This window comes from Anaerococcus nagyae (genome assembly GCF_017874535.1).
GTDB lineage: Bacteria > Bacillota > Clostridia > Tissierellales > Peptoniphilaceae > Anaerococcus > Anaerococcus nagyae.
The window spans coordinates 46,735-59,745 of the sequence record NZ_JAGGLS010000008.1 but is presented as its reverse complement, the minus strand read 5'-3'; the positions used below and the strand labels follow the sequence as shown (position 1 = coordinate 59,745).

14 protein-coding genes and 1 tRNA gene are annotated in these 13,011 nt (G+C 28.8%); 14 read left to right on the top strand and 1 reads right to left on the bottom strand.

All coding sequences use genetic code 11. From position 1 onward, the window contains the following. The 3 genes from J2Z39_RS07065 (at nt 1) to J2Z39_RS07055 (ending at nt 2,477) form a co-directional block, all read left to right on the top strand. Nucleotides 1-987, top strand: a complete 987-nt coding sequence (locus J2Z39_RS07065) for a lipid II:glycine glycyltransferase FemX (protein WP_209814500.1) — start codon at nt 1-3, stop codon at nt 985-987. A 78-nt stretch (nt 988-1,065) separates the two neighbouring features. After that, nucleotides 1,066-1,611 carry a helix-turn-helix domain-containing protein gene (locus tag J2Z39_RS07060; RefSeq protein WP_209814498.1) on the top strand — a complete coding sequence of 182 codons (546 nt, stop codon included), beginning with the start codon at nt 1,066-1,068 and terminating at the stop codon, nt 1,609-1,611. Beyond that, nucleotides 1,524-2,477: an IS3 family transposase gene (locus J2Z39_RS07055; RefSeq protein ID WP_209814496.1), complete on the top strand. Its 954-nt coding sequence runs from the start codon at nt 1,524-1,526 to the stop codon at nt 2,475-2,477. Before J2Z39_RS07060 ends, J2Z39_RS07055 begins: the two co-directional genes overlap by 88 nt. A gap of 119 nt (nt 2,478-2,596) precedes the next feature. Here J2Z39_RS07055 and tpx read toward each other — a convergent pair whose 3' ends face one another. Then, nucleotides 2,597-3,109 (bottom strand): thiol peroxidase, encoded by a 513-nt coding sequence (gene tpx, locus J2Z39_RS07050; RefSeq protein ID WP_209814494.1) that lies wholly within the window; start codon nt 3,107-3,109, stop codon nt 2,597-2,599. A gap of 128 nt (nt 3,110-3,237) precedes the next feature. Between tpx and J2Z39_RS07045 the strand changes: the two genes are divergently transcribed. The 11 genes from J2Z39_RS07045 (at nt 3,238) to J2Z39_RS06995 (ending at nt 12,991) form a co-directional block, all read left to right on the top strand. Next, nucleotides 3,238-3,888: a 50S ribosomal protein L25 gene (locus tag J2Z39_RS07045; RefSeq protein WP_117522206.1), complete on the top strand. Its 651-nt coding sequence runs from the start codon at nt 3,238-3,240 to the stop codon at nt 3,886-3,888. 64 nt (nt 3,889-3,952) lie between these two features. After that, on the top strand, nt 3,953-4,576 hold the full coding sequence (gene tmk, locus J2Z39_RS07040; protein WP_117522207.1) for a dTMP kinase: 624 nt from the start codon (nt 3,953-3,955) through the stop codon (nt 4,574-4,576). Between the two features lies 1 nt (nt 4,577). After that, on the top strand, nt 4,578-4,907 hold the full coding sequence (locus J2Z39_RS07035) for a cyclic-di-AMP receptor (protein ID WP_117522208.1): 330 nt from the start codon (nt 4,578-4,580) through the stop codon (nt 4,905-4,907). Further along, nucleotides 4,904-5,695, top strand: coding sequence for a DNA polymerase III subunit delta' (locus J2Z39_RS07030; protein ID WP_117522209.1), 792 nt, complete (start codon nt 4,904-4,906; stop codon nt 5,693-5,695). Before J2Z39_RS07035 ends, J2Z39_RS07030 begins: the two co-directional genes overlap by 4 nt. Beyond that, nucleotides 5,695-6,507, top strand: coding sequence for a PSP1 domain-containing protein (locus J2Z39_RS07025; protein ID WP_117522210.1), 813 nt, complete (start codon nt 5,695-5,697; stop codon nt 6,505-6,507). The genes J2Z39_RS07030 and J2Z39_RS07025 overlap by 1 nt, the downstream gene beginning before the upstream one ends. Nucleotides 6,508-6,637: 130 nt before the next feature. Then, complete coding sequence (locus J2Z39_RS07020; protein ID WP_117522211.1) at nt 6,638-6,811, top strand: ferredoxin family protein; 174 nt, start codon at nt 6,638-6,640, stop codon at nt 6,809-6,811. A 131-nt stretch (nt 6,812-6,942) separates the two neighbouring features. Next, nucleotides 6,943-7,018 (top strand) — tRNA-Thr (locus J2Z39_RS07015). A gap of 163 nt (nt 7,019-7,181) precedes the next feature. Beyond that, entirely contained in the window at nt 7,182-8,390 is a 1,209-nt protein-coding gene (locus J2Z39_RS07010) for a hypothetical protein (RefSeq protein WP_117522212.1), read from the top strand. A gap of 7 nt (nt 8,391-8,397) precedes the next feature. After that, nucleotides 8,398-9,171: a TraX family protein gene (locus tag J2Z39_RS07005; protein ID WP_117522213.1), complete on the top strand. Its 774-nt coding sequence runs from the start codon at nt 8,398-8,400 to the stop codon at nt 9,169-9,171. Nucleotides 9,172-9,178: 7 nt separating this feature from the next. Then, complete coding sequence (locus J2Z39_RS07000; protein ID WP_245325738.1) at nt 9,179-11,266, top strand: Tex-like N-terminal domain-containing protein; 2,088 nt, start codon at nt 9,179-9,181, stop codon at nt 11,264-11,266. A 9-nt stretch (nt 11,267-11,275) separates the two neighbouring features. Beyond that, nucleotides 11,276-12,991 carry a proline--tRNA ligase gene (locus tag J2Z39_RS06995; protein WP_209814492.1) on the top strand — a complete coding sequence of 572 codons (1,716 nt, stop codon included), beginning with the start codon at nt 11,276-11,278 and terminating at the stop codon, nt 12,989-12,991. Nucleotides 12,992-13,011: the final 20 nt, after the last annotated feature.

Sequence of the window (13,011 nt, the reverse complement as noted above, 5' to 3'; positions counted from 1 at the left end):
ATGCCAATAGTAAACAGTAAAGAAGATTTAGATAGATATAATGAATTTGTAAGAAATAATCAATATGCTAGACCAATGCAGGATACAAACTGGTCGAAGGTTAAAGAAAATTGGACTAGTGATTATATATATATAGAAGAAAATAAACAAATAATTGCGGCAATGAGTGTAATAGGAATTAAAAATCCAAATGGAAAATATTTTCTATATGCACCAAGAGGGCCTGTATGTGATTTTACTAATTACGATTTAGTTGATTCTCTTATAAAAGAAGCGGAAGTATTAAAAGATAAATATGATGCATTTCTATTAAGAATTGATCCAGAGCTAAAGTTTCATGAAAAAGCTATCTATGAGTATAAAAAACGTGGATATGATGTAAGAACTTTTGGTGAAAATCCTCACTCTTTCACTCAGCCAAGATATAATATGATATTGCCGATATCTGGAATGAGTGAAGATGACCTATTTGAAAGCTTTTCATCATCTACTCGTAGAAATATAAGAAAGTCTTATAGAAATGAGATCAAAACCATAAAAGAAACAAATGATAAAACTCTTGACATGTTCTATGAACTAACTAAAATTATGGCAGATCGACAAGGGATAGGCCATAGACCTAAAGAGTATTTTAAAAGATTAATCAATAATATGGGAGGAGTGATATTCACTTCCTATTTTGAAGACAAAGCTTTATCTGCTTCGTTATTAGTTCCATATAACAATAAGGTTTACTATTTATATGCAGCTAGCTCTAATCAGATGCGCAATAAAATGCCTAATTTCAATATGATATGGGAAGAAATTAAATGGTCAAGAGAAAATGGATATGAATATTTTGACTTTGGTGGAACTTTTTCCTTAGATTCAAAAGATGGATTATATAGATTCAAAGAAGGATTTTGCTATCCTGATAGATATACTACATTTGTGGGTGAACTAGATGTTGTATATGATAGAGAAAAATACAATGAGTTTATAAAATAAAAAATGCCCCCTTAGTAAGAAAATTTTGAACTGACCCCTTAAAGTTGGACCAACCAACTTAAGGAGGTCAGCTTTTTCATGGCAAAATATAGTACAGAATTCAAATATGAAGTAGTTAAGAAATATTTAGAAGGTAAAGAAAGCTATAGATCTTTAGCCAAATCATTTAATATCCCAGATAGAAAATTAATAAGAGTGTGGGTTAATGCATATCAAACACTGGGTTATGAAGGATTGAAAAGATCTAGAGAAAAACAATCATATTCTTCAGAATTTAAAAGAAATGTAGTAAAGTTGTACTTAACAGGGGAACGGTCCTATCAAGAACTAGCCAATAATTTAGGCATTTCAAATCCATCTATGATATGTACTTGGGTTAGCAAATATAGAAAGTATGGTATTGAAGGACTAGAACCCAAAAAACGAGGAAGGACTTCAAGTATGACTAAAGAAGATAAAAAAGCTATTAAATTAACAGATAAACAATATAGCCAAGAAGAAAAAGATAGAATCAAAGAACTTGAAGATCAAGTATATTGGCTACAAATGGAAGTAGATTTCTTAAAAAAAAAGAGAGAATTGAGACAAAGGGACAAACTCAGAAAGAAGAAATATCCAGGATAATACATGAACTTAGATCAACATACAAATTGAAAGATTTACTAAAGAAATTCAACTTCCCAAAATCAACATATATGTATTGGCAAAAAAGATTCGATAAAATTAACAAAGATGCTGTTTTAGAAGAAAAAATAATAGATATTAGAGCTAATCATAAAAATTATGGCTATCGTAGAATATATGGTCATTTAAGAAACCAAGGAATAATAATAAACAAAAAGAAGGTACAAAGATTAGTCCAAAAGCTCAAACTACAAGTTACAAGCTTTGGAAGAAAATCTAAGTATTCATCATATAAAGGAAATATAGGAAAGTTATCAGACAACCTAGTAAATCGTAATTTTAAATCAGAACTACCGCATCAAAAGATAACAACAGATACATCAGAATTTAAATATTACACCACTGATGATAAAGGTAATATGAGAGTAGATAAACTGTACCTAAATGCATTTCTAGATATGTATAATAGTGAGACAATATCATATTCCATAAGTAAAAGACCAACAATGCAAGCAATCTTAACCCCACTAGAAGAAGCCATCAATATAACAAGCGACTGCAAAGAAAGAAGAATATTTCATTCAGATCAAGGATGGGGATATCAAATAAATCAATACACACAAAGACTAAAACAATATGGAATAAGTCAAAGTATGTCAAGAAAAGGTAATTGCTTAGATAATGCTCCTATGGAAAACTTCTTTGGAATACTAAAACAAGAAATGTATTATGGTCAAACTTACAAATCCTATGAACAACTAAAACAATCCTTAGAAATGTATATCAAATACTACAATGAAGAAAGAATAAAAGAAAAATTAGGATACTTATCACCAGTAGAGTATAGAAGAAGGAATGCTGCTTAAAAAATCGACTTTCCCCTAGGGGAAAGTACAAACAAAAACATCAGACACAGATATAAATCTACGTCTGATGTTAAGTCCAACTTTTTGGGGTCACCTTATTTTTACTATAGGGGGTTATTTTAAATTAATGATTTGGCTACTTCCAAAGCTTTGTCAATATTTGGTAAATCAGTATTTTGGTCAAGATATTCTATATATCTAATTATATTGTTTTTATCAATAACAAATATAGCTCTATTAATTAATTTTATCTCATTAATATAAAGTGAATAAGATTTTGCAAACTCATTATATAAGTAATCTGAAACAAATTTTATTTTCTGAATATTTTTATCTTTAATAAATCTATTTTGAGCAAAAGGTAAATCATTTGATATGCTCAAAACTAACAAATTGTCTGAAAAGTCTTTTTCTTCTTTAGTTAATAAATAAGTTTGTAATTCACAAACAGATGTATCTACTGAAGGCAATGCAGAAATTATTTTTACCTTTTCATCCCCTTCTAAATAAAAGTTATATTCTGATAAGTCATTATTTATAGCTTTAAAGTTTGGCGCTTTATCACCAATGTTTAATTTTTTTCCATCTACGGATAAGAACATCTTACCTAATTTTACTTCTCGTGAGGTCATAATAATATCTCCTTTTTTACGAGCAATAATAATATTAATCTAATTAATATCATATTATAAAAACAATCCATTGTAAAGGATAGATTTTTAGGGTATAATTAGTCAGTATGAATATATAAGGAGGGAATATGGCAGACTTAGTTTTAAATGCGAATAAGCGTGAAGCTACTGGAAAAAATAAAGTAAATAAAATAAGACAAGAAGAATTAATTCCAGGCGTTATCTATGCCAAAGGAGAAGATAATCTAAACGTACAGTTTACAGCAAGAGAGTTTGATAAAATCCTAAGACAAGCTGGAACATCAACTATCATAACTTTAGATATAGATGGAGATAAAAAAGATGTTCTTATAAAAGATTATCAAACACATCCATACAAAAATCAATATTTACACGTAGATTTCCAAGCAATTAACCAAAATGAAACAATCAGAGTTAACGTTCCAGTTATTTTACTTGGTCGTGATGATTTAGATATTTCTGATTCAGTACTTGTACAAAATATGGATAACATTGATGTAGAATGTTTACCAAAATACATTCCACAAACTGCTGAAGTAGATATTACTGACTTCCAAATCGGCGATAACAGAATTGTAGCAGACTTAGATATCTCTAAAAATGAAAACATTATAGTTCTTGCAGAAGAGGATGAAGTTGTTTGCTCATTACAAGAAGTTACTGAAGAGGTTATTCCAGAAGATGAAGAAGCTGATGCAGCGGATGTACCAACTGTAGATGAAACAGAAGAATCTAGTGAAGAATCATCTGAAGAATAATAAATTAAAGGCCTTAGGGTCTTTTTTATTGCAATAAATCACTATCATTTGCTATAATATACTTATGAATGGAAAACTAATCGTGTTTGAAGGACCTGATGGATCTGGAAAAACAACTATATTAAAAAATATTAATGAAAAACTAATAGATTTAGGATATCCAATTATGCTTGTAAGAGAACCTGGTGGAACTTCTATAAGTGAGCAAATTAGAGAAATTATAATCGATAATAAAAATATTGAAATGAATTCTAAAACAGAATGTCTTTTGTTTGCGGCAAGTCGTGCACAATTAGTGGAGGAGAAAATAAAACCTGCCTTAAATAGAGGTGAGATCATATTGTGTGATAGATTTGTATTAAGCTCTCTCTTATATCAAGGTGTTGGTAGAGGATTAGGAATAGATGAAGTTAAAAAAATAAATGATTTTGCTACTGGATTTATAAAGCCTGATTTAACTATATTTTTTAATATAGACTACAAGACAGCTTTAATTAGAAAAAGAGCCAATTTCACAGCGGATAGACTTGAGAGAGAAGACTTTGATTTTCATAAAAAAATTTTTGATGCGTATATAGATCTATCTGAAAAATATAAAGAAGATATAAAGCAAGTGGATGCTAGTCTATCTATTGATCAAGTAAGTGAAAATGTATTAGAGCTGATAGAGGATTTATTGGAGGAATAATATGAAACTATTAATATCAATTGTTCAAGATGCAGATGTCAACTTTTTGATGGATGCTTTAACAGAAAGTGGATATAGAGTAACAAAATTATCTACAACAGGTGGATTTTTAAAAAAGGGGAATACGACTCTTTTAATAGGTGTAGAAGAAGAAAAGCTTGACGAAGTTTTATCAATAATAGAAGCAAATTGTAAGAAAAGAAATACCACTACAACTATTATTAATCCATCAGCTGAATCTTCGCTACTAACTAATACTGTTCCGGTAGATATATCTGTTGGAGGGGCTACTATATTTATATTAGATGTTGATCAATATATTAGATTATGAGTGGATTAGATTATCAAATCGAACATAATTTATTATCTCATGCCTATATCTTTGAATCTCCAAATGACAAATACAACCTTGAGTATTCGAAAGAATTTGCTAGTAAGATATTTGAAGATAAAGGTATTTACATAGAAAATAATCTTAATCCTGATTTATATATAATTAATAAAGAAAATGATATAATAGATATTGAATCAATTAGAGCTATGATTAAAGATATAGCCCATAAACCAGAAAATAAACTTATAAAAATTTATATAGTTCATAATGCTCATAATATGAGAACTGAAGGGTCTAATGCTATACTAAAAACTGTGGAAGAGCTTAAGGAATATAATATTGTTATATTTACTACTACCAACAGAAACTTGCTTTTACCCACTATTAGATCAAGAAGTCAAATCATAAATCTTAACGCTAAAAAAATTAAAAGAGATGTAGATTATGACAAACTTAGCAAAATTATAGCAGAAGTTTATAGAGGGAATATTGGATACTACTATCAAAATAAAAGTTTCTTTGAAAATTATAAAAATGACAGATTTACAATTGTAGATGCATGTATAGATATATTTCAAGAGATTGTTAATTATAAATATAATAAAAATTTAATTATTGAAGATGTTAATTTTAATATAAGAAAATTAGAGAGCATATCATTAGATAATCTAGAAGAGATAATTAACTTGCTATATACTATAAAAACTGGTTTTAAGAATAATATTAATTATGAATTAGCCTTAGAAGAGCTCATATATAGTATATACAAGGGAGGTCAAATATAGTGGATGTAGTTGGAGTCAGATTTAAAGAAATTGGTAAAATATACTATTTTTCTTCGAACAATAAAAAATTTTTATATAAACAAAAAGTTGTAGTAGAAACGGATAATGGCTTAGATATTGGGGAAGTTATTTTAACTAATTTTGAGATTGATGAGAAAAAATTTGATAAAAAGCTTAATGAAGTTATAAGAGTGGCTGATGATGCTGATTTAGATAAACATTGTTCAAATGAAATTGATGCCAAAGATGCGATTGAAATATGTCAAAAAGCAGCAGATTCTTATGAACTTAATATGAAAGTTGTTGATAGTGCATATAATTTTGATAGAAGTAAAATAACTTTTTATTTTACTGCAAATAAGAGGGTTGATTTTAGAGATTTAGTAAAGGATTTAGCTACTACTTTTAAATCTCGAATTGAACTTAGACAGATAGGAGTTAGAGATCATGCTAAACTTATTAAATCTCATGGTTCCTGTGGACAAGAATGTTGTTGTTCAAGATATCTAAATGATTTTGCTCCTCTATCAATAAAATATGCTAAAGATCAAAATATAAGTTTAGATCCTAATAAAATTTCAGGGTTATGTGGTAGACTAATGTGTTGCTTATCTTACGAAGAAGATTCTTATACAAAAATGAAAAAAGTTATGCCAAAATATGGTCAGAGAGTTAAAACGTGTGATGGTGATGGTGTGGTCATAAGTAGTGACTATGTTAAAGAGGAATGTAAGGTAAGAGTATATATAGCGGAAGACGAACAAAATGAGGATAAAATTTATAAACTAAAAGATATAAATATAGATAATTAAAAGATGATAACGATTATCATTTTGTATATTTATAGAAAATAAGCACGAAAGGGTATAAATATTTGCTTATTTGTTGACAAAATTGAATAGTTGTTGTATACTATAATTACAAAATAATTAGGAGGTAAATATGGCTTACGTTATAGAATCAGATACATGTATTTCATGTGGAACTTGTGCAGGAGAATGTCCAGTAGACGCAATCTCAGCTGGAGATGATGCATACGAAATTGATGCTGATACTTGCATTGATTGTGGAACTTGTGCTTCAGTTTGTCCAGTAGACGCAATCGATCCAGAATAAGATACATAAAACTTAGACATATTATTATAATTTAAAGGATGCTAGATATCTAGCATCCTTTTTTATGAAAATCAATTTAGCTTAATTGATTGTTAGTATGGGAAATAAAAAGTATAATCAAATTATAAAATGCTTCAATAGCTCAATTGGTAGAGCAACGGTATCGTAAACCGTAGGTTGCAGGTTCAATTCCTGTTTGAAGCTCCATTAGACCTTTGCTTTTATATAGTAAAGGTTATTTTTATATATTAGCTGGCATGTCTAATAAATTAGCCTTATATACCATAAGGATTATTAGATAATTTAAATATTTTAGTTTTAAGAATATTGTAAGTATTCCTATTTTTGATATAATTATATGGGAGATATTATGGACTATTCACTTATTTTTAGACAATTACAAGAGATTATAACTAATAATAGAATATCATTCATACCTATTATTTTTATAATAGTAAATCTTCTAATTTTTATAATATCTAGAACTTTTAGAAAAACTGGCCTGTTTGTTTTAGCTCTTGCATTTGGAATAGATTATGCAATTAAGTCATTACCTTTTGATTTATACTATAATGTGCCAGGTCTTTATAATGCTGTAACTATCCTATATGTTGTAGGGTTTATGATATTTTTTGTCAAAATTGCTAAGATGTTAATTAAGATTAGTAAACTTAATATTGATCAGCCCTACAAAACAGATTCTAAAATTGGACATTTTTTAAAATTTACCGGAATGGCTCCTTTTTTGATTATGCTTATAGCTAATTTACTAAAAATTGAGAATTATATAGGTATAGAGCTTACAAGGATTTTTACATCAGCTGCTTTTTTATTTATGCTTATAAAAACTTTAATATCTACCTATAAGTACTTATCTACTAAAGAAAGCATTGTATTAGGAGATAAGATGGATTTTAAGGAAATTAAAGACTATCTAAAAGAAGATACTAAAAGTAAAAATAAAACTAATTCTAAAAATTCAGGAAGAAAAACACGAAAAACATTAAATAGCAAAGTTGATGATCCTACGCAAGCTATAGAACCTAAAGATGTTAGAAAGAAAATTAAGGTTAGCCAAGTAAGTCAAGTTAAAAATTATGACTTTGATTTAAATGATTCTAAGCATGCTAAACTATCTATTAATAGAGAAGTTGATGATCCAGAGATTTCGAATACTGAATTATTAAGGATGCTAACTGGAGGATTTGATGACCCTAGAAATGAAACAACTATTGCAATAACAAATCTTAAGTCTGGGAATAAAATTTCTTATACAAGCAAGCGACCTATTTTAAAAATTCATGAGCAAAGTGAATATAAAATAGATTTGGAGTTTGAGAGTATAAATGAATATGATTATGGTAGGTTTATTGATATTTTGCTTACATACTCAAAGTCTAAGAATGACTATAAATTTGAACTTATTGCTAAGCCAGCTATGAATATATCTAGCTCAATAATTTTTTTTGATCCATCTAATATTTATGATATAGATGAGAAAGATTATGCGAATGTAAGTGGTAAAGTAATCAGCATGAATTTTCCTAAGTATAAGGTCAATTTTATTACTGGTAATTGAGGAATGTATGGCTAATATAGATTATAAAGATAAAAACAATTATACTAAAACTCGGTTAAGAAATAGGAAATATTTAACTAGTGCTCATATAAAATATATAGCAATGTTTACTATGTTTCTATCTCATTTAGCACAAACGGGGTTTTTATATGATTTAGGACCTGATTATTGGACAATGGCTGATATTTTTGTATTCTTAGGTCGTATATCTATGCCCATATTTTGCTTTTTTACAGTACAGGCTGTTATATACACTAGTAATATTAAAAAATATTTTATGAGAATGTTTATTTTTGCTCTTATTTCTGAAATTCCATTTGATTTAGCTATACATGAAAGCTTATTTTATACTGATAGCCAAAATGTTATATTTACTTTACTAATAGGAGCTTTAGCTATTTATTTTATAGATTTATTATTAAAAAGAGATATAAATTTATTTATAAGAATAATAGGGATAATATTAATATCAGTATTATTCATGCTATTAGCATCTATTTTACAAACAGATTATGAATTTATGGGTGTTTTAGCAATAATTTTAATTTATCTTGCTAAAGATAGCAAATTCCTTACAGCACTTGCTATTATAATTGGTTTTGCATTTGAATTTGCTATTGGAGGTTATAGAATAGCTGTAAGTTATGGTTTTGTCTACCTAAGTGTACCATTAATAATGTTATACAATGGACAAAGAGGTAAACAAAATAAGTGGGCGTTTTACATATTTTATCCAGCTCACTTATTGATTATTTATTTTTTGAAACTATTATTTATATAAGGAAATTATGAATATACAAAGTATTTTATCAGAACAGTTACAAATTGACGAAAAAAATATTTCTAATGTAATAAGTCTTCTGGATGAAGGGTCGACAGTTGCTTTTATATCAAGATATAGGAAAGAGAAAACTGGAAATCTTTCTGACGTTGATGTTAGGAATATAGAGAAAAATTTAAATAAATTAAGGAATATAGAAAAAAGACAAGAAGAAATTATAAATGCTCTTGAAAGCTCAAATAATTTAACAGAGGAGCTAAAGGAACAAATACTAGCTACGAATTCTCTTACTTTACTTGAAGATATGTATGCTCCTTTTAAGAAAAAACGTAAAACTCGTGCAGATAAGGCAAGAGAATTAGGACTTGAACCTCTTTTAAAATATCTCTTAGATGAAACAAAAAGTCCAGAAGAGGCTACGAACTTTGCGAAAGATTTTTTGAATGAGGATATAGGCTCTTCAAAAGAAGCGATTGAAAAATCTTTGGATATACTAGCAGAAGATATTTCAAATAATATTCAAGCAAAAAATATTGTAAGGCGTGATGGTATGATGAGAGCTAGATTAAAAGCTAGTCAAAAAGATGATTCTAATGGTGTATATCAAACTTATTATGATTTTAATAAAAAAGTAAGAGATTTAAAATCCTATCAGATCTTAGCTATTAATCGTGGCGAAAAAGAAGAAGCTTTAAGTGTTAAAGTTGAATTTTCAGACGACTATAATAAAAAACTTATATCAGACCTTTATGATAGCTCAAATTATTATCAAAGAGAGTTAATAAATATAAGTGTAAATGATGCTTATAAACGTTTAATATTGCCTTCAATAACTACAGAGCTGAGAAATTATTTGACTGATATGGCAGAAGATGAATCAATTAAAGTATTTTCTAATAATCTAAAACCTTATTTACTCCAAAAGCCTATTAAAGGCAAGACAGTAATGGGACTTGATCCTGGATTTAGAACGGGATGTAAGGTGGCGGTTGTTGATCCAAACGGTAAATATTTAAATAAGGCAGTTATTTATCCTGTAGAACCCCATAAAAAAGAAAAAGAGTCTATGGATATTCTAACTGATCTGATTAAGGAATATAATGTTAGCTTAATTGCACTAGGAAATGCAACAGCTAGTCGTGAAACAGAAATTTTTGTAAATAAACTAATAAGTGAAAATAATTTAGATATAGCTTATGCGGTAGTAAATGAAGCGGGAGCTTCTGTTTATTCGGCATCAACACTAGGTGAAGAAGAGTTTCCTGATCTTGATGTAACAATCAGGGGGGCAATTTCAATGGCAAGGCGTTTGCAGGATCCAATGGCTGAACTTGTAAAAATTGAACCAAAACATATAGGAATTGGTCAATATCAACATGATCTAAATGAAAAAAAATTAGATGAGGAGCTTTCAAAGGTTGTTGAAGATACAGTAAATGAAGTTGGCGTTACAATTAATAACGCTTCCTATAAACTACTTTCTTATGTATCTGGACTTAGTCCTAAATTAGCAAGACGCATAGAAGAAGAATTTAAAGAGGGAAATCTTATATATAGAAAAGATCTTAAAAATGTAAAAGGTCTAGGAGATAAAACTTATCAACTTGCTGCAGGATTTTTAAGATTCCCTGATTCACCAGAGCTTTTAGATAATACTGCTGTTCATCCTGAAAGCTATAGAATTGCTAAAAAATTAAAAGATTATAACTTAGAAACTATAGATATAAGCGAAGTTAGCCAAAAATTGGAAGTAGGTGAGCCTACACTTAAAGATATTATAGAAGAGCTTAAAAAACCGGGGCGAGACCCTAGAGAAGACAATCCAGAAATTTTAACAAAATCAGAAATTATGAGTATTGATGATTTAAAGATTGATGATGAAATGATGGGTAAAGTAAGAAATATAACTGATTTTGGTGCATTTGTTGATATAGGAGTAGGTGTAGATGGATTAGTACACATTTCAAATATGAGTAATAATTTTATCAAAGATCCAAATGAAGTTTTAACCAATTCAGATATTGTAAAGGTAAAAGTTATAGAAATTGATAAGGATAGACAAAGAATAGGGTTGTCAATGAAAGATATTAATTAAAGGAGAAATATGAGACTATCAAAATATTATATGCCAACTTTAAGGGAAAACCCAGTTGATGCGGAAACAGCAAGTCATAAGTTATTAGTTCGTGGAGCATTTATAAGAAAACAAGGGAGTGGTATTTATTCATTTTTACCACTTGGACAAAAAGTTAAAAACAAAATTATTGATATTGTAAGAGAATCCATGGACAATCACTATGCAATTGAGATTTCTACTTCTGTTCTACAAGATAGAGAAATTTGGGAAATGAGTGGAAGATGGGATACTTTTGGTCCTGAAATGTTTAAGCTTACCGATAGAAACGATAGAGAATATGCTCTAGGGCCAACCGCTGAAGAAGCTTTAACAGCTCTTATAAAAGATGAGCTAAATTCTTATAAGCAATTACCATTAAATTTATATCAAATAGTAGATAAATTTAGAGATGAAAAAAGACCTAGATTTGGCATAAATAGATCACGTGATTTTTTAATGAAAGATGCTTATTCTTTTGACAAAGATATGGAAGGTTTGGAAGAAAGCTATAAGCTTATGTGGGATGCTTATGTAGAAGCTTTTGATAGAATGGGACTTGACTATAAAATAGTAGAGGGCGATACAGGATCAATGGGAGGAAGAGTTTCCCACGAATTTATAGCTTTAGCTGAAACAGGAGAAGGAGTAATATTTTATACTGAAGATTCAGACTATGCAGCTACAGATGAGAAAGCAAGATTTAAATTTGATTTTTCTCCAGAAGATAAAAAAGAATTAGAGTTAGTCAAAACACCAGATGTTACTAGTATAGAAGAAGTAAGTGAATTTTTAAATATACCAGCAAATAAGTTTGCTAAGGCAGTTGATTTAAATATAAAAGGAGAACCTGTATTTGTAATAATCCCAGGGGATCGTGAACTTAACGATGCAAAACTTTTATCATATTTAAAAGTAGCTGAGCACGATGTAGAGATGATGGATGACGAGACTATAGAAAAGTTTACAGGTGCTAAAGCTGGTTTTACTGGTCCAAAAGGTTTAGAAGATGTAAGGATCCTTATAGATGAATCAATTACAAAAATGAATAATGTTGTAATTGGAGCAAATAGAACTGATTATCACTATATTAATGCGAATTATGATAGAGATTTTACAGGAGAAGTAGTTGAAGACTTATTAATGGCAAAAGAAGGTGATATGGCCTATGATGAGTCTGGAATACTTAAATCTGCAAGAGGTATAGAGGTTGGTAATATTTTCCAATTAGGTACAAAATATTCAGAAGCACTTGAAGCATATTTCTTAGATGAAAATGGAAAGCAACAACCATTTATAATGGGGAGTTATGGTATAGGTATTTCTCGTTCTGTATCTGCTATAGTAGAACAGAATTATGATGATAATGGAATTATTTGGCCAACTGCAGTTGCACCATTTGAAGCTATTGTGACAATAGTAAATATAAATAACGAAGAACAATCTAAACTTGGTGAAGATATTTATAAACAATTAGAGAAAAAGGGAATAGATGTTCTTTTAGATGATAGAAAAGAGAGAGCTGGAGTTAAATTTAATGACCGTGATCTTATAGGTATTCCATATAGGATTACAGTTGGAAAAGATGCAAGTGATAATATTGTCGAATATTCAACAAGAAAAGCAATGAAAAATTATAAAATCACTAAAGATGAAGCAATAAATACAGTTATTTCTTCTGTAAAAGAAGATTTAGATAGATTTTAGGGTATTATGGTATTAGTTGA

Excerpts from the sequence above, each read along its gene's own strand:
- tmk (WP_117522207.1), top strand. The coding sequence starts at position 3,953 with ATGAATGGAAAACTAATCGTGTTTGAAGGACCTGATGGATCTGGAAAA.
- tpx (WP_209814494.1), bottom strand. The coding sequence starts at position 3,109 with ATGACCTCACGAGAAGTAAAATTAGGTAAGATGTTCTTATCCGTAGAT.
- J2Z39_RS07045 (WP_117522206.1), top strand. The coding sequence starts at position 3,238 with ATGGCAGACTTAGTTTTAAATGCGAATAAGCGTGAAGCTACTGGAAAA.
- J2Z39_RS07000 (WP_245325738.1), top strand. The coding sequence starts at position 9,179 with ATGAATATACAAAGTATTTTATCAGAACAGTTACAAATTGACGAAAAA.
- J2Z39_RS07060 (WP_209814498.1), top strand. The coding sequence starts at position 1,066 with ATGGCAAAATATAGTACAGAATTCAAATATGAAGTAGTTAAGAAATAT.
- J2Z39_RS06995 (WP_209814492.1), top strand. The coding sequence starts at position 11,276 with ATGAGACTATCAAAATATTATATGCCAACTTTAAGGGAAAACCCAGTT.
- J2Z39_RS07065 (WP_209814500.1), top strand. The coding sequence starts at position 1 with ATGCCAATAGTAAACAGTAAAGAAGATTTAGATAGATATAATGAATTT.
- J2Z39_RS07010 (WP_117522212.1), top strand. The coding sequence starts at position 7,182 with ATGGACTATTCACTTATTTTTAGACAATTACAAGAGATTATAACTAAT.
- J2Z39_RS07030 (WP_117522209.1), top strand. The coding sequence starts at position 4,904 with ATGAGTGGATTAGATTATCAAATCGAACATAATTTATTATCTCATGCC.
- J2Z39_RS07035 (WP_117522208.1), top strand. The coding sequence starts at position 4,578 with ATGAAACTATTAATATCAATTGTTCAAGATGCAGATGTCAACTTTTTG.
- J2Z39_RS07020 (WP_117522211.1), top strand. The coding sequence starts at position 6,638 with ATGGCTTACGTTATAGAATCAGATACATGTATTTCATGTGGAACTTGT.
- J2Z39_RS07005 (WP_117522213.1), top strand. The coding sequence starts at position 8,398 with ATGGCTAATATAGATTATAAAGATAAAAACAATTATACTAAAACTCGG.